The organism is Granulicella mallensis (assembly GCF_014203225.1).
Lineage (GTDB): Bacteria > Acidobacteriota > Terriglobia > Terriglobales > Acidobacteriaceae > Granulicella > Granulicella mallensis_A.
Genome location: NZ_JACHIO010000025.1, coordinates 18,693 through 35,894, shown reverse-complemented (window position 1 = coordinate 35,894; position 17,202 = coordinate 18,693). Strand labels below are relative to the sequence as shown.

General features: G+C 54.1%; 11 protein-coding genes and 1 pseudogene. 11 read left to right on the top strand and 1 reads right to left on the bottom strand.

Annotated features, from left to right (window positions below):
- The first annotated feature begins 472 nt into the window (after positions 1-472).
- From HDF15_RS22230 to HDF15_RS22205, 7 genes and pseudogenes are all read left to right on the top strand, one after another.
- Positions 473-2,896 carry a sensor histidine kinase gene (locus tag HDF15_RS22230; protein ID WP_184259610.1) on the top strand — a complete coding sequence of 808 codons (2,424 nt, stop codon included), beginning with the start codon at positions 473-475 and terminating at the stop codon, positions 2,894-2,896.
- A 127-nt stretch (positions 2,897-3,023) separates the two neighbouring features.
- A complete protein-coding gene (locus tag HDF15_RS22225) occupies positions 3,024-3,653 on the top strand; it encodes a response regulator transcription factor (protein ID WP_184259608.1) in 630 nt (209 codons plus the stop codon).
- A gap of 377 nt (positions 3,654-4,030) precedes the next feature.
- Positions 4,031-5,371 (top strand): NAD(P)/FAD-dependent oxidoreductase, encoded by a 1,341-nt coding sequence (locus tag HDF15_RS22220; protein WP_184259606.1) that lies wholly within the window; start codon positions 4,031-4,033, stop codon positions 5,369-5,371.
- Between the two features lie 121 nt (positions 5,372-5,492).
- Positions 5,493-5,879, top strand: a pseudogene (locus tag HDF15_RS26510) (cyclic nucleotide-binding domain-containing protein); the annotation flags it as partial.
- Positions 5,880-5,882: 3 nt separating this feature from the next.
- Positions 5,883-7,199, top strand: a complete 1,317-nt coding sequence (locus HDF15_RS22215) for an NAD(P)/FAD-dependent oxidoreductase (protein ID WP_260331263.1) — start codon at positions 5,883-5,885, stop codon at positions 7,197-7,199.
- Between the two features lie 193 nt (positions 7,200-7,392).
- A complete protein-coding gene (locus HDF15_RS26505) occupies positions 7,393-8,274 on the top strand; it encodes a TlpA disulfide reductase family protein (protein WP_184259602.1) in 882 nt (293 codons plus the stop codon).
- A gap of 33 nt (positions 8,275-8,307) precedes the next feature.
- Positions 8,308-9,426, top strand: a complete 1,119-nt coding sequence (locus HDF15_RS22205) for a HoxN/HupN/NixA family nickel/cobalt transporter (RefSeq protein WP_260331262.1) — start codon at positions 8,308-8,310, stop codon at positions 9,424-9,426.
- 8 nt (positions 9,427-9,434) lie between these two features.
- Here HDF15_RS22205 and HDF15_RS22200 read toward each other — a convergent pair whose 3' ends face one another.
- On the bottom strand, positions 9,435-10,076 hold the full coding sequence (locus HDF15_RS22200) for a thioredoxin domain-containing protein (RefSeq protein WP_184259600.1): 642 nt from the start codon (positions 10,074-10,076) through the stop codon (positions 9,435-9,437).
- A 519-nt stretch (positions 10,077-10,595) separates the two neighbouring features.
- On the opposite strand from HDF15_RS22200, the gene HDF15_RS22195 reads away from it, so the two are divergent.
- The 4 genes from HDF15_RS22195 (at position 10,596) to HDF15_RS22180 (ending at position 16,953) form a co-directional block, all read left to right on the top strand.
- Positions 10,596-11,855, top strand: a complete 1,260-nt coding sequence (locus tag HDF15_RS22195; protein ID WP_184259598.1) for a hypothetical protein — start codon at positions 10,596-10,598, stop codon at positions 11,853-11,855.
- Positions 11,856-12,094: 239 nt separating this feature from the next.
- Positions 12,095-12,517: a Dps family protein gene (locus HDF15_RS22190; RefSeq protein ID WP_184259596.1), complete on the top strand. Its 423-nt coding sequence runs from the start codon at positions 12,095-12,097 to the stop codon at positions 12,515-12,517.
- A gap of 247 nt (positions 12,518-12,764) precedes the next feature.
- Positions 12,765-13,463 carry a cytochrome P460 family protein gene (locus HDF15_RS22185; RefSeq protein ID WP_184259594.1) on the top strand — a complete coding sequence of 233 codons (699 nt, stop codon included), beginning with the start codon at positions 12,765-12,767 and terminating at the stop codon, positions 13,461-13,463.
- A 103-nt stretch (positions 13,464-13,566) separates the two neighbouring features.
- Positions 13,567-16,953, top strand: coding sequence for a carboxypeptidase regulatory-like domain-containing protein (locus HDF15_RS22180; protein WP_184259592.1), 3,387 nt, complete (start codon positions 13,567-13,569; stop codon positions 16,951-16,953).
- Positions 16,954-17,202: the final 249 nt, after the last annotated feature.

The window sequence follows — 17,202 nt, the reverse complement described above, 5'->3', positions numbered from 1 at the left end:
TACCGATGGCTTGTTCCGATTCGATGGCATTCGCTTGACCAAATGGACTCCTCTTGCCGGTGAATCTCTAATCAATGCGGCGATTCGATCTGTACTGGGAGCGCGAAACGGCAGTCTCTACGTAGCAACCGAAGCCGGCGTAGCCCGGATAACCAACGGACGCGTTTACAGCTATCCCGAGAGCCTGCGGTGGGCAGGACCGCTACTTGAGGACGGCCAAGGGCGCATCTGGACGGGCGACTGGGGCAATCTGTCGACTTCGAGCACGCTCTGCGCGGTTGGAGAAACCCACCTCTCCTGTCAGGGCATGAAAGATGGATTTAGTTGTATGTACAGCTATTCCTTAACGTCTGAAAAAACTGGATCAATTTGGATCGGCGGCCCTCAGGGGATTTGTCGGTGGCGAGAAAATGCCCCTCCGGAGAATTACCTCCTGCCTTCTCACGGAAGGTCAGACCACTCAGTTCTAGCAATGGCAGTCGATAAGGAAGGTTCCATCTGGGGTGGTATATCGACGACAGGGCAAGATGCGGGACTACTTAAACTCACTGGAAAGAAGTGGAAGACCTTTGTAACGCCACAAGTGGATGGGCGGAAGCTTGCAGTCAGATCTCTATGCACTGATAGTAGTGGCGACTTGTGGATCGGGACTGAATCGCAGGGGCTTTACCGGTTGAGCGAGGGGAAACTTGAACACTTCGATACGACCGACGGTTTGAGCGGCGATGCAGTCAAGCAGATTTTCGAAGACCGGGAGCACACTCTGTGGGTTGTGACGGACCGGGGCATCGACAGCCTTCGTGATCTTCCCGTGATTAGCTTCACCTCGCGTGAAGGCCTTTCCGGTGCGCCGAATCAAATAACCACGTCCCGAAGCGGGGACGTGTGGATTGGGGCGAGTCACACGCTGAATCTTCTCGACAAGGGGCAGTTTCTCCACTTCACCGATCCATTCCTGAAGCGTGAAATCCACTACCTCTTTTCCGATTCACATGATCGGATTTGGGTGGGGGCAGGCCAACAACTCCTTCTATACGAGCACGGCCGATTCACACCTGTCACTGATCGATATGGTGACAGAGTTGGCGAAGTCATAGAGATGGAGGAAGATTCTCGTCACCGACTGTGGGCATCCGTCCAAAACCTGGCTGATCAGCGAGGAAACGCGCTCATTCGTATCCAGAACCTGCGTGTAGCAGAAAGCTTTCCGTCGCCCGCACTGGCGGACCACCAGATACTGAATGTTCTTGCACCGGAGCCTGGCGGGGGCCTGTGGGTTGCAGGGTATTCTCACGGTTTGTATCGGTTCCACAATGGAGCATTTGATCAGATCAAGCCCGCCGGCTTTGACGGCCGTGTCGCCGATATGACGTCGGACCCTGACGGGGCGCTTTGGATTGCAACCTCGCAAGGTGCCATTCGTTACATGGATGGAAGGGCCCAAGCGATAAAGAGCTCGAACGGTCTTCCTTGCGAGAACGTCCTAAGTGTAATAAACGACCGAGTTGGTGCCCACTGGCTCTTTATGCAGTGCGGAATTTTGCGCATCCGCGACAGTGAAATCTCCCGCTGGTGGAGCAACGCTACGAGTCAGCTTACGATTACGACCTTCACCCTCTCCGATGGCGCATTACCCCGACTTCGTGGTGAACGGCCGTTTTTCAGCCCGGATGGGCGGCTGTGGTCCGTCAATGGAAGCGCTCTTCAGATGATCGACCCACGGCGACTTCCATCAAATGCTCTGCCGCCGCCGGTTCATATTGAACATTTGCTCGTCGGCCACACCGACCATCCCTTAGTCGGTAGTCTTACTCTTCCTGTATCTCCACAAGTGGTTGAGGTCGACTATGCGGGACTGAGCTATGTTGCGTCCGCTAAGGTACGCTTCCGTTACCAGCTGGCTGGCCACGATAGGGAATGGACCGACTCGGGGACGCGCCGTCAGGCCTTTTATAACGATCTTAGTCCTGGCTATTACACCTTCCGAGTGATTGCGTGCAATAACGATGGAGTATGGAACACACACGAAGCCACTATCGGTTTCATGATTCCTCCAGCGTGGTATCAGACTATCTGGTTCAAGCTCCTATGCGTTGTTGTTGCGGCGATGCTTGCTTACAGTCTCTATCAATTCCGGATGAGACAGTATGCAACCATGCTGAAGGTCAGATTTGACGAACGGATCGAAGAGCGAACGCGGTTGGCTCGCGATCTGCACGATACGCTGCTCCAGACAATTCAAGGCAGCAAGATGGTTGCAGACAATGCTCTTGAGCGACCGACCGACTCTGCCCGCATGCACAAGGCTCTCGATCTGGTGTCGACGTGGTTGGAACGAGCCACACTCGAGGGACGAGCAGCTCTAAACTCCCTGAGGAGTTCGACGGTCGACACCAACGACCTAGCTGCGGCCTTTCGCCATGCAGCAGAAGACTGTCGTATCGGTAGCACGATCCAGGTATCCCACGTCCTCAGCGGGACAAGCAGCGACATGCATCCCATTGTGAGAGATGAGATTTACCGGATCGGATACGAAGCCATCAATAACGCCTGCGTCCATTCTGGAGGAAGTCTCGTTACGGTTGAACTCACCTATAACCACAATGTTCAGCTGAGGATCAGAGACAACGGCAAGGGCATTGGAGAAAAGACCTTACAGTCCGGTAAGACCGGACACTTTGGGTTAGAGGGCATGCGGGAAAGAGCGGACCGTATTGGCGCCAAGCTCTCAGTGCGAACGGCATCCAATAATGGAACCGAGGTAATCCTCCTTGTTCCCGGCTCAGTGGTTTTCAAGACCTATAGACCTACAAAACGGTCGCAACTGTTGAAGCTGTTTGCCCTCGGTCAGGATTCGTCCCACCATAACGGCTCGGGAGGTGGTGCTCACAATTAAGCATTGGACCGTCAAGGATCAGAGTGGGCTCGATGAAATGTTGCTTTCACGTCTGGCCTCATCCACATATTCACGATTCATTTCCGGAGTCATGGCACGTGTCATAACTCTAGAGGGAGCAAACCCAATGCAGTCATCCGACCCAATCCGCATCATGGTCGTCGAGGATCATCCACTCTTCCGACAGGGGCTGAACATCATTATCGCGTCGCAATCAGATATGCAGGTAGTAGCTCAGGCGGGGACCTCATTAGAGGCAGTCGAAGAGTTCCGCCGTCATAAACCCGATATCACGCTTATGGACCAACGACTTCCTGGCCAGACCGGAACAAGCGCCCTGGTGGCAATTCGGAAGGAGTTCGCCGCCGCTCGCGTGATCATGTTGACCACGTCGGAAGGTGACGTCGAAATCAAGGGCGCTCTTTGCGCGGGCGCTTCAGCTTATGTCTTGAAAAGCACGCCGTCGGAGGAATTGTTTTCGATCATCCGCTCGGTGCATACCGGGCGCACGCATATTCCGACCGGAGTAGCCTGCCGTCTTGCCGAACATTTAGGTCAAGAGAATCTCACGGAGGGCGAGATGGAAGTGCTCAGATTGATTCAGAGTGGTAATCGGAATAAGCAGATCGCTGAACAGCTCTCTCTATCGGAAAATACAGTAAACTTTCACGTTAAGAATGTCATGGATAAGCTGCAGGCCAACGACCGAGCACACGCCATATCTATCGCTATTCGCAGAGGCATTTTGAACATATAGACTGCCATAGCGAGGTTGCTCCAACGCCTTCCGCGCGATCGTTGTGTCGTGAGTCCCCCTTCCTGCCAAGTCCTCACTCAATCACGTGAGCTCGAATATTCCAGGACTCAAGACTTCACCTAAAGAAAACGATAGTCTTCCGACCGTAGCGAATGCTAGTTCGCTCCCGCGCCAGAATCGACACAATAATGCTAGCTGATCGGCGCGTACTCCCTTCAATTGCAGGGAGAGGTAACCAGGCCCTGCTCGTATAGACGTCCAGCAGCACTGCCATCACGCCGCCCGTTAGTGCAAGTGCACTAACGTCACTCTTCGAACGCTATTGGCCGCCGCAGCAGCAACTGAACACCCGGAAGCTACAAAAATAGGAGAGAAACGTGTCGCGTAAAACTAGAATCCTTATCCTTGGCGGAGGCTTCGCAGGCGTAGAGGTAGCTCGGGTTTTGGAGCGACTGTTAGAGCCACGAGACGCGGAGATTCGTCTCGTAAGCAGGGACAACTTTCTCCTGTTCACTCCTATGCTGCATGAGGTAGCCGCCAGCGACCTGGATATTACGACCATCGTGAATCCGATTCGAAAGATGGTCCGTCGCACCGAGTTTATAGCCGCAGACGTGAACTCGATCGACCTGATTGAACAGACCGTGACGATTACGCATGGGATCGACCGGCATACCCACCTTCTCGGCTATGACCATGTCGTCCTTGCGTTAGGCTCCGTTCCGCACTTCCGCGGAATCACTGGCTTGGAACAGAATGCGATGACCATGAAGACTCTGGAAGATGCCATCACACTTCGGAACCGGATGATCGCCCACTTGGAAGAGGCCGACCCGGATTGCTCGGAGATTACGCGAGATGCGATGCTTACGATGGTTGTTGCGGGGGGAGGATTCGCTGGAGTAGAGACCGTATCCGGGATTTACGACTTCATGGAATCAGCCGTGCAGTCCTATCCGAATCTTTCGCCTTCAATGCTCCGGGTAGTACTCATCCACGCAGGTTCGCACCTTCTCCCGGAACTCGGAGCAGAACTTGGCACCTTCACCAAGGATAAGCTGGTCTCACGCGGCATCGAAGTTCTCCTAAACAAGAAACTGACAGCCGTCACTGCCGAGGATGTCACGCTCGATGATGGAAGACTCATTCCGACGAAGTTCGTTGTATGGACTGGAGGAAACGCCGCGCCACCCGAACTTGTGCACCTCACAGTCGCATCGGACGGCGCGAGAGTAATAACCACCAGAACGATGCTGATAGAGGGTCATCCCAATGTGTGGGCCTTAGGTGACTGCGCACGGATTCCTGATGGGAATGGTGGTTACTATCCACCTACAGCCCAGCATGCTTTGCGACAAGCAAGGGTACTTGCAGAAAATCTGGCTGCTTCCTTGGACGGTCGACCGACGAAGGAATTCACTTTCAACACAATCGGCCAGATGGCTTCAATTGGTCGTCGCAGTGGAGTTGCCCAAATCCTGGGATACAAGTGTTCCGGATTTGTAGCGTGGTTCATGTGGAGAACCGTGTATCTCACCAAACTCCCACGATGGGAGAAACGTATTCATGTTGCATTGGACTGGTTTTTTGACCTGATCTTTTCCAAGGACACTGTTCAGTTCATGTCCTTTCGGGCACCTGGTCAAGGCATTCCAGCGAAATGCTCTTTGGACACCTCAGCGAGTAATGTCAGTGCTTCAAACTCTCAAGCCGAGTGAGACGTATCGACGCTTAGAGGTGCGGCACTTCTGATTTCTGCCCTGGCTTTTCGATAACGATGGGCACGACATAGCAGCAAGACGAGACGTGGGTCCGTGGGACTTACGAGAGGACACGACGATGGCACTTAATCGAAGAGCACCTCGTCAACCTAATCAGGATGACACCTCCAGATACGCGGGGAGCACTACGCAGGGAGCCGCGCCGCCGATTCTCACACAGGAAATGATTCAACGCCTCGAAATGTATGGAGAGACTCAGACGTTTGACGCAAGCCTGACTCTGTTCGAAAGAGGGTCTCGAGGTGGCGATATGTTTGTCGTCATCAGGGGCAGGATAGAGCTCTTTGAAGATAAGCCAGGGCACCCCGGTGTTGCGTTGGCGACCCTAACAAAGGGCCAATTCAGTGGCGAATTGGATCTGCTTAGCGGACGGGATGGGCTGTTGAGCGGCCGAACGGCGAGAGGGAGCAGAATTCTCCGCATCGATGCTCACGCACTGCAAACCCTAATGCGCACAGAGTTGGACATCGCGGACGTGATCGTCCGTGCGTGGATCGAACGGCGGGCAACTCTCATGCAGCGATCCCATGGAGGCGTTATTGTGATTGGACATAGTCATGACGCAGAGACCATGCGGATGCACCAATTCCTGGTTCGCAACGGTTATCCCAACAAGCTTATTGAGGCCGAGTCGAATCCAACCGCGCAGTTACTGCTCGACGGGCTCAATCTGGATCCATCGGAGATGCCGGTGGTTTTCCTACCCGATCAGCGTGTCCTGAAAAATCCAAGCAATACGGTGCTAGCGGACGAGTTGGGAATCAGTAAGGTGTTTGAGACCGAGGAGATCTTCGATGTTGCCATTGTGGGTGCTGGACCATCGGGTCTGGCGGCCGCAGTCTATGCCGCTTCAGAAGGCCTCGCGACCGTTGTGCTGGAAGGCACTGCTCCTGGGGGGCAAGCAGGTACCAGTTCCAAGATCGAAAACTACCTCGGTTTCCCAACAGGCATAACCGGACAGGAACTTGCTTCGCGTGCTGAAATTCAGGCGCAGCGCTTCGGAGCACGTCTTGAGGTCGCTCGGAATGTGGTTGGCCTAAGCAGCTCCTCTAAGCTGCATAGGCTCTGTCTTGCGGGTGGTCGTATGGTAACCTCCCGCACCGTCGTGATTGCGACGGGAGCTCGATATCGCAAGCTACTGGTTCCCGGTTATGAGCGGTATGAACTGACAAACATCCACTATGCTGCCACACCAATCGAAACGACCCGCTGTCTTGGCCAAGATGTAGTCGTGGTAGGTGGAGGCAATTCAGCTGGACAGGCTGCGCTGCATCTGGCTAAGGATGCAGGTTGCACGCATCTCGTCGTGCGTGGAGTGACTCTCGAAGCAACGATGTCGGACTATCTAGTACAACGTATTATCTGCTCCCCCAAGATCAAGCTGCATCTCCATTCTGAAATCGATGCCGTTCTGGGCGACGACCGACTGCACGCTGTTCAGGTGCGAGACCGTGCCTCAGGAGCAAGAAGTGCCTTCAACGTCACTAACATTTTTGTCATGATCGGGGCAGATCCTAATACGAGTTGGCTCAAGGAGCATCTCGACCTCGATCACAATGGCTTTGTCGAGACAGGCAGAGCTGAATGGGAAATGCAATCGCGTTTCGCTACGAGTAGACCAGGGATCTTCGCGATTGGCGATGTGAGAGCCGGGTCCGTGAAACGCGTTGCCTCCGCCGTAGGCGAAGGATCTGTAGTCATTTCGGATGTGCATCATTACCTGGAGAAGCTGAAAGTCTTCGACTGCGCACCTATCCATGAATGACTCGATATACCCATCTCTTTTCCTCTCCCACCTCTGCATTTACAGTCTAGCCAACGGTTGCTACGAGACTCTGCTTCTAGGCTGATGTGCACTGATATCAGTGCCTCCAAAGTCGTAACTGTAGAAACCTATAGTCTCTTCACTCCAGATTCGATGGTCGCGCCTACGCTCTTGCACCAGTACGCTCAAGGCTATGAACATCGCGCTGCGGCCGACCTCTAATCTCGCTTCGAGCGATAACCGTGTCATGAAGGGATCAATCATGACACTTTTGAGTGTTTTAATATGCCTCTTCAGCCTCACGAGTCTTCCACTATTGGCACAACATAGCACCGTCAGGTTTGATCGGGGGCAACTTGTCTTCGAAAGAGAGGGATGGCGTATCCACCTCGACCGTAGCGCGAGGCAATTTGGAGGACTTCTTGATGATGATCTGATTCAAGTCATCGGTGGTATACCGTCGTCGCGGGTTGGTCCCCCTGCAATTTTGTCGATTTTCGCTTCCGCAGACCCCCAATCAGTCAGATTGACGGTGAAGCGGGGCGACACCCCCGTCAAGCTTACCTTTTGGAGTGGAGAGGGTCCCAGCCCAAGGCCTAAGCCGATCTCCCCAACCGTCAGCAGGAGCTTCAAGGCTCCAGACTTTTCTCTCAAATCCCCGGATGGCAAGACGGTCTCACTCTCGGAAAATCGAAAGTATTGGACAGTCGTGAATTTCTGGGGAACCTGGTGCGGTTCTTGCATAGTTGAGTTGCCGGAGATGGAATCCATTGCGCGCACCCGGACACCCAGGATCAATGTAGTGGGTCTCGCAGTGATGGACGAAAATTCGGATATCCTGTCATTTCTCCGAAAACATCCTCTGCCTTATCCAGTTGCGAAGGCGGGGGACAAAAGTTCCCCAGTATTGCGGCGCTATGGTCTCCTTGTGCCCGGTGGCCGTCTTGGTGTCCCAGTCACTGCCATTTTGAGACCTGGAGGTGAAATCGCCTACATGCAAGCAGGGGGCACCGAGAATCATCTTGCTTCCATCATTGCGAAGTTAGTGCAAGACGACAATAGAAGGCACGCATGAAGCCAATTCTTGCCAGGAGGCGCGAGCCTGTAAATGGATGAGAACGCTGGCCAGATCTTCTCCACACAAACGATGCGAATAGAGAGACGAATGACAGGTTTACTAAGAAGATTAATCGATGAGCGAGGCAGCACGAAAGGGAAAGTGATAGGCATTTACTGTGGCTTAATCGTATTTAATCTCGCCGCCTGGTTCTGGGCGTTCCTCGCGTTCCGCCACTATCCGGTTCTCCTCGGTAGCGCCTTTTTGGCATATGGTTTTGGCCTTCGCCATGCAGTCGATGCCGATCATATCGCGGCCATCGACAACGTCACCCGAAAGTTGATGCAAGATGGCAAACGTCCCGTTACGGTTGGTCTCATGTTCTCACTCGGGCATTCAACGGTGGTTGTAGTCGGTTCTATCGCTATTGCCGCCACCACGCTTGCTATGCATCATCGCTTAGACGGATTCAGGGATATTGGAGGGCTCATCGGAACATTGATATCGACCACCTTCCTGTTCGTAATCGCGGGGATCAACCTGATCGTGCTTCGATCTATTTACGAGGCTTTCCAGCGAGTTCGTCGCGGTGCTTCGTATGTTGAAGAAGACTTTGACATGCTGCTTGGCAGTCGCGGGTTGCTCGCCCGTCTTTTTCGCCCCATGTTCCGCTTGATCCGAGCCAGTTGGCATATGTATCCGCTGGGCCTGTTGTTCGGCCTTGGATTCGATACTGCAACCGAAATTGGCTTGCTCGGCATTTCGGCGGCAGAAGCCTCCAAGGGCTTGTCCCTGTCTTCGATCCTTGTCTTTCCAGCTCTTTTCGCTGCGGGAATGACACTCATTGATACCACCGATAACATCCTTATGTTGGGAGCGTACGGCTGGGCTTTCGTGAAGCCAATTCGAAAGCTTTACTACAACCTCACGATTACGTTCATATCGGTCGTCGTGGCCTTTGCGGTTGGAGGGATCGAAGCTCTTGGTTTGCTGGCGGGACGTTTCCAACTCACTGGAGTCTTCTGGGAATTCGTGACGGAACTCAATGGGAACTTTGGCACTCTCGGATACTGCATCGTCTTGCTGTTTGCTGTGAGTTGGATCGTTTCCATCGGGTTTTACAAATGGCGCAGGTTCGACAGTCTTGACTTGGCCGCCAAAGACATCTAACCCAAGAATCACTTTGTGATCGCGACGACAGGGAACTGTATACCCTGTGAACGGAGGGCGTCGTCGATTATTTGAAAGAGAAACGGTAGCGGCACTGCACCTTCTATCTTCACTCCGTTGATAAAGAGCGTTGGAGTTCTCACGACACCCAGAGTTTCCGCTTCCACTTGTGATTGTTTGATAACGCCGGCATCTTGTTTTGCGACGCAAGCGTCCATCGCGGAGACGTCCAGCTGACGTTGGTTTGCGATTCCAAGCACCATTGCGTCGATCTCTTCGTTGGCCTTAGCTAGGATTCGCTCCGGTCCGCCTAAGTCACTCGACACCTTATGGATCTGGTCGACTGCCTCCCAATAAGCAGGCGCACTGTACTTCGCCAGGCAATTCGTATCGACCGCTGCTCTGACCGCCCTTAGATGCTCGTCGAGGGGCATGTCTTGGTACACGAAATGGACTTGATTGCCGTACCTGTTGAGGAGATCAGGAAAGAGAGTCTGGTTGAGACGCGCGCAAAAAAAAGGACACTCCAGATCATCAAAGACGACAACTCGCACGGGTGCCGTTGAAGGTCCACCGCGTCCTGGCCTAGTTTCATCAGAGGCAGACGTAAGGGTTGTGAGCGGCATGTCCAATTCACGGAACTGAGCCATCTTTGTGCCGTCCTTTGATAGGAGCAGATCGACAGGCTTTGATCGAACACCATTCGCAATATTAAGAGATCTCAACTTGATCATAGCCAGGCACTGGACTTGCCGTTCTTGGACCAATGTCGACCGTGGACTCAGGAGGCAACTCCGCGTGAGAGCGAAAGATGGCTTCGACTCCCCATTTCAGTTGTGGCGAAAGTAGTTGATTCTGAGGCGGTGCCTTGATGTCTTCAGCGCGGCTTGTACCCGCGCCAACAAAGGTCTAACAGGAAAGCACCGCGCTTCGAAATAGCTTGGACGAAATTGACATTACTCAATCTTCCCATGCCAGGTTTACAAACTGGCGTTCACCTAGAGAAAGATACAGGGCCTCTGCTGTCGCACGGGATGGTTCTCAAATGTCGCGTCTCAGAGAACATCAAGGTACCGAAGCGGTACGCTCACGCCTTTACGGCAAGCGGCTTCTCAAGAATGCCCAGCTAGGCACTGACGAAGAGTCTGCAAACAGGTAAGAGCGGTGATGTGAACGATCAATGCGACTCCTTGATTGCAGTTCAACTCCGTCATTCTCCATATGAAGAGAATGGCCTAACACGACGAAAGGTCATGAAAATGTACAGTAAATCGATCCTGCTGTTGCTGGCACTCTGTGCGCCGGCTGTTGTCCTCGCACAAACAAGTTCCGAAGCCACTGCTCTCAGCAAATTCGAGGCGCGGGAAAGCCATCGTCCTGCATATAGCCCTGACGCACCCTCGAAGTTCAAACTGAGCGACCACGTATTTGTTCAGAGCGCACTCGCGGTGGACTTCACGTATCGCAAAGCCAACGTCACGTTGCCCCTCTTTCGCGGTATGGACCCAAGCGGTGAATCGGTCTATTACATTCTGACCGATGCATCAGACTTCGCTTTCGCGAAGGCGATGGGGATCAACTATGCGCCGAAGCTCCGCAAGGCGGCCGGCAGCCCAGGTGCCCAGACTGCAACGATTAAAGACGGCCTGATCACCTTCAAGGGAAAGGTCGACTTTTCCCCGGTTTACAAAGTAGTCCCAGGCTCGCCCAACCCCTTCCCTCCAGCCGTTGCTGAGCCTGGCGCAGTCGCCGACGCGGATTGGTCGTCGATTGTGGTCCTGCCGAGCGGTATCGTGATCAATGCTCAGATTGTGGATAACAAGACGGGCACCCATGATCGCCTTGTGAGTATTGACATTAAACACCGCACCGTCACACTGTCGATACTTGATGGTGTCCAAGGCGGCAAACAGTACTTCTATCATCTCGTCACCGACGCATCGGACAGCCTGCCGGCGGTGCTTGAGAAGGGAGTCTTTGCGCCTCGTCTAGCGATGCTGCCCGCATTCGGTAAATCCGAACCAACAGATAATTCCGCGCTGCTCGGATTCTCTCCGAACGCCAACGGTGTGACGAAGCTCGATTCCGGCCAAGAGCAGGGATTTGCCGCCTCGCTTTCGAACGGTGGTATCGACCCCATCAATGTTTTCCCCCTCGGCCCGGACAACGACAACAGCTCGGAATCGAACAACTACAGCCCACTGTGGGACGCCCACGTGAGTGCGTGGACACCCAAGGCAATACAGGAAGGCAAAGTCCATCGGATTCTTTCGATGGATGAGCAGAAGCAGTTGATCGCTGATGGCTACTTGACGAGCGGCACAGGTGACGACTCCTCACCATCCAATGCCTTCGTCGGTGGCCTGCATCCTTCAGGTCTGATCATCAACTGCCCAGTGATTGCTCACCCCGAGTTGCCGGCTCGTTGAGTCACACGCCGGATACCCCGCAGCTGAAGGCGATGCCAGAAGCTGCGGGGTAGCACAACCTTCGTCAAAACCCCAACATCCTGAACGCCTATTACAGGTAGTCAGTTGTCTTCCCATTTTCCAGAAAACGAAAGGAAAGATCGTGTCCGACAGGTCTGAACTGATCGCTCTCCGCAACTCTCGCACTGGATACGTCATCCGACATCGATTCCAAATCCATATCAGAGATCACCGCTGCTATGAATGCACTTCTCGCTGATGCCTTCGGGCTCTACGTGAAGACGAAGAATTTTCATTGGCATATGAGTGACCCGCATTTCCGCGACGACCACCTTCTACTGGACGATCATGCGGACCAGATCTTTGCGATGACTGACGATATCGCTGAGCGCGTCCGAAAGATCAGTGGGAATACCATTCGCTCGATTGGACAAATCGCGCGTTTACAAGGGGGCGCCGACAACGATGCCGACTTCGTCACCCCGGTCGACATGTTGAGCGAGCTTCATGAAGAAGAGAAGGCATTAGTTTTGCGAATGCGTGCCGTACATACACTCTGCGACGAAGCGGGCGATATAGCTTCGGCCAGCCTCCTCGAGAACTGGATCGATCAAGCCCAACGGCGTGGGTGGTTTCTGTTCGAGGCGACTCGCAGCGAATAGCATTTTTCCCAGGAACTGCAATTGGCAGTTGTTCTGCCCGATGCGGTTCCCGGGCAACTTGAAGTTCCAGCTGTATTGTCGACGCAAAGAAGAACCTATAGAAAAATACAGGTCTGGGCCCGTGTTCTATAGGGTACCGAGCGCTCCTGCAGACGCCGATGATAGATATCTATCATCGATATCGTAGATTCTCGATTCGACAACCAGCCGCATGAAGGATCGAACGGTATTTGGACAGGAGTTTTCCATGATGAATACCAGGCTGTTAAAAGTCACCATTCGTCTCCGCCTCATAGGAATTGCGCTGGGAGCTTTTGCAGCCTTGGTGGTCATGATTGTCACGACCGAAGGCTGGGCTAGAAATTACGTGCTGGCTTTTCAGTCAGAATCGGCATCTCCTGTTCGTTCTGCAGTTTTCGAAGAGGACGGAAGCCTTCGCCTTCCCGCCGGCTATCGGCAATGGGAACATGTAGGCACCCGAATCAAGCCCGACGGACGTAGCGTTCTTGACGGCTCCCAGATCACGACACCGCAAGTGATGGATACATACATCGCTCCTGCAGCGTTCGAGTTCTTCAAGAAGAATGGGATCTGGCCGGACGGCACACAGATCGTTAAAGAGATCAGCCTTATCAAGACTGGAAAAGACTGCGATAAAAACACTTTTGTCTGTTCCACATCGTTTGGGTCGGGGATCTTTCAGGCTAGCTATATCGGAATGGGAATGATGGTGAAAGACAGCAAACACTTTCCGTCTGCACCCGGCAACTGGGGCTATTTCGCATTCCGATCAAACGGATCGATGTATCAAACGACTGCCACGGTCCGCCCTCAGCAGCAGTGCGCGTCCTGCCATATGAGGCTCTCGTCGAATACGACTATGTCTTTTCGAGCACACACATTGGGCTGTTACCGGGCAATTCGCAATAACGACGTTGGGACCTGATTTGTCAGCCGGCACTTGCGATGCCTACGATCCTCAGGGTAATAGCAATTTCCGGTGACTATGCCGATTTTTGCGCTTCTCTGTATCACCATTGGGGGTCTCAGTGCTCAAGCGCCTGTTCGTATTGGTCTTCGTGTTTACAGTTTCCGTGGGAACCGCGTTCAGCCAGGTCGATACCGGCGTGCTCTCGGGCATAGTGACGGATGCAACGGGTGCAGCAGTTGTCGGGGCGACGGTGACGGCCTTCAACGCAGGCACGAATGCTGCTCACACGGTGAAGACGGCGGCCAATGGCACCTACCAGTTAGGAAATCTCTCTGCCGCCGTGTACAGGGTTTCTGTGACGGCAGTCGGCTTTGAGGCGTTGAAGGCTGCGGTTGAGGTGACGGTGGGTGGCCATGCGCCGCTCGATGTAAAACTCTCAGCCGCGGGTGTTATTCAGACAGTGGAGGTGGAGTCGCTGGGCGGGTCCCAGGTGAATACAGACTCGCAGGAAATCTCGGAGATTATCAGTCCGCAGCAGGTAAGCGAATTACCGAGCTTGACGCGGAATGTATACGACTTTGTAGCGATCTCTGGCAATATCTCAAACGGCGACGCGGCGCAGGGCCATGCGCAGAATTCAGCCAGCCTCGGCGTCGGCTACTCCATTAATGGGCAGCGTTCGAGTGGTACGGAGATTCTGCTGGACGGTATTGAGAATACGGAACTGTTCGACGATGTGGTGGGTCTCCCGGTTCCGATCGACTCGATCGCCGAGGTACGGGTGACGACGAGCAACTTTGGACCGCAGTATGGACGTGCCTCAGGTGGGGTTGTGAATGTGGTGACAGCAAGCGGCACCAACCAGATTCATGGGACGCTCACGGAATTCAACCGCCTTGCAGCGTATACGGCCAACAGTGTGACGGGTGCTCTGAGTGGGCAGCCGAGAGGTGGATATACGCGAAACCAGTTCGGCTTTTTTGTGAGCGGGCCAGTGGTGAAGGACAAGCTGTTCTTCGCCACAGGCACGGAGTGGTTGCGCGTGCGTAGCAGCGCAAACATTCAGGCCTATATTCTGACGCCACAGGTACAAAGCTACCTGGCACCGACAGTGCAGTCATTTCTGACACAGTACGGCCAAACGTTCAACTTTGCGAGAACGCTGACGAATGCACAGGCGGGCACGGCCTCGGACCCCAGCAATCCGAATCCTTCTCCATTGTTTTCCGGTGTTCCAGCGACAACGCCGGTGCTGGGCTTGGTGAATTACACCGTTCCCCAGGATGCAGGCGGGGGGGTGCCGGTGAACTCGTACAACTTCACCTTGCGCGGGGACTATACCTATTCGGATAAGACAAGTATCTTCGGACGCTATATCGGATATAAGCTGTCGGAACCGCTGGGTGCGATCGCATATACCCCATACTCGAACTACGATATAGGTACGACTCAGAAGGATTACTCCGCTCTGGCTGGCGTTACGCACAGCTTCTCGACGTCGCTCGTAACGAATGCCCGGGTTGCGTTCAGCCGGATCAATCTCAATAATGACTCGACACCGATTGCCGTCACGACGCCAAATCTGTTTCTTGGAGCGAACGCAAATATTGGTGGTGTGGCTGTAGCGCTGTCGGGTACAGGATTCCCCTTACCGTTTGGCGGACCGCAGAATGTGATTCAGTGGAACCAGGATGTGAACTGGTCGAAGAAGGCCCACTCGTTGCAGTTCGGTTCGCAGGTTCTGTACATCCAGGAGAACAGGACCTTCGGAGCCTATGCGCAGGCGACAGAGCAACTGGCCGGCTCAGTCACCGGTGACACGACCGGGTATCCGGGCCTGTTTTCAGGAACTCTGGGAACGTTTTCCACTGCGATAAACCCGGAAGGAGCTTATCCCGGTCAGACAATTACTACGCCGGCAACGCAGCCGAACTTTGCACGCAGTGACCGGTTCCATGATTGGGCGGTGTACGGACAGGATGGTTGGCGCGCGACGTCGAAGCTGACAGTGAACTACGGCGTCCGATACGAATACTTCGGTGTGCAACATAACAACAGGCAGGATCTTGACTCTAACTTCTACTGGGGACCGGGTAATGGTCTGCCGCAACAGGTGCGGACCGGCGCAGTATATACGGCTCCACAGAGTCCGATCCACGAGTTGTGGAAGCCGAGCTATGGCGCGGTGAGCCCGCGGCTTGGGTTCGCCTACGATATTTCAGGTAAGGGCACGACCTCGGTTCGTGGTGGTTACGGAATCAGTTATGAGCGGAACTTCGGCAATGTGACGTACAACGTGATCCAGAATCCGCCCAACTATGGCGTGATTGTGCAGAACAAGGTACAGGTGACAACGACAAACCTAGGAGACCTGGGGAGTTCGATCGGCCCCGTAATACTTCCAAGCACCAGCCTCCGGACTGTCTCGCAGGATATTAAGACGTCGCAGACCCAATTCTGGAACCTTGCGGTCGAGCAGCAAGTTGCCCCAAACACGGTAGTCGCGGTGGAGTACGTGGGCGCGCGTGGTACGCACCTGTACGATATCAAGAATATCAACGGGCTCGGCTCGGGTAACTACCTGCTGGGCGACCCGGACCCAGGTGCAAACTATGCTGGGCTCACTCGGCTGAATGCGACGTATTCGGATATCAACAACCGCGGCTCGGACGGCGATTCTTACTATGAAGCTACTAACCTGCGATTCAAAACCGTGGACTTGCATCGGATGGGCCTGGGGCTGACCGCAAACTACACGTGGGGTCACCAGATCGACGATTTGAGTTCGACCCTATCGGAGACTAATGCAAATGGCGTCGGATACAACTTGGGATATACCAATCCGTTCGACCCGGGGTACGACCGCGGCACAGGCGACCTGGATGTCCGGCAGCGCCTGGTGATTGCGTCGATCTACCAGACGCCTTGGTTCAAGGGCGCTCACGGGGTGAAAGGCCAAGCATTAGGCGGCTGGCAAGTAACGGGCATCTACACGGCACGAACCGGAACGTCGTTCACCTACTATGATTCGACGAACAACGATGGGACGTTCTTCAACATTGCCCGATACGTTCCCTCCACGCCGGTCACGCGCTGGAAATATACGAAGTCAAGGGGACAAGTAAATGCGGGCGTTAATCGGTACTACTTAACGTCAAGCCTGCCGGTTGGCCAAAAAATCGTGAATCAGAAACTGGGCGGATACTCAAATTGGACCTTTCCGACATACGCGCCCCAGCGGAACTCGTTCGTTGGACCTGGGGCGTGGAACATAGACTTAGCTCTGAGTAAAAAGTTCTATGTCTGGAAAGAAGCCAACATTGAGCTGCGAGCGGAGGGCTTCGATCTGCTGAACCATCACAACCTGTATGTCCAGCAGGCGTTGGCGAACGCAGCGAACTACTATCCTTCTAATCCGGAGATCCTGGCTTCGAAGGGTGGGGTGAACGGCGCGACGAGCGAAGAACGGCGATTCGGACAGTTGGCCGTAAAGATCAACTTCTAAGCTTGCCTTGGTTGCGCCCCATGATGTGCGGCAAGCAGCTTTCCCGCTATTCATCCACAGTAAGAGCGGTGTGCGTAGCGCACGCGTCCAGACCAAGCACCTCAGAGAGCGGAAGCGCCGGCAAGATGCTGGCCGTCGGTTTCGGCGGCAATTTTGTGGGGCATTCCACTGCACTTTTCTACAGGCGCGATTTCGCTCCCCTTTGCAACACTAATCGAGCACGGCAGCGATCCTCGTCTAGACCATTGA

Bases quoted from the DNA above. Each gene is read 5' to 3' on its own strand.
- HDF15_RS22230 (WP_184259610.1), top strand. From the start codon at position 473: ATGGCAGTCGATAAGGAAGGTTCCATCTGGGGTGGTATATCGACGACA.
- HDF15_RS22225 (WP_184259608.1), top strand. From the start codon at position 3,024: ATGCAGTCATCCGACCCAATCCGCATCATGGTCGTCGAGGATCATCCA.
- HDF15_RS22215 (WP_260331263.1), top strand. From the start codon at position 5,883: ATGCGCACAGAGTTGGACATCGCGGACGTGATCGTCCGTGCGTGGATC.
- HDF15_RS26505 (WP_184259602.1), top strand. From the start codon at position 7,393: ATGAACATCGCGCTGCGGCCGACCTCTAATCTCGCTTCGAGCGATAAC.
- HDF15_RS22205 (WP_260331262.1), top strand. From the start codon at position 8,308: ATGGATGAGAACGCTGGCCAGATCTTCTCCACACAAACGATGCGAATA.
- HDF15_RS22200 (WP_184259600.1), bottom strand. From the start codon at position 10,076: ATGGCTCAGTTCCGTGAATTGGACATGCCGCTCACAACCCTTACGTCT.
- HDF15_RS22190 (WP_184259596.1), top strand. From the start codon at position 12,095: ATGAATGCACTTCTCGCTGATGCCTTCGGGCTCTACGTGAAGACGAAG.
- HDF15_RS22185 (WP_184259594.1), top strand. From the start codon at position 12,765: ATGATGAATACCAGGCTGTTAAAAGTCACCATTCGTCTCCGCCTCATA.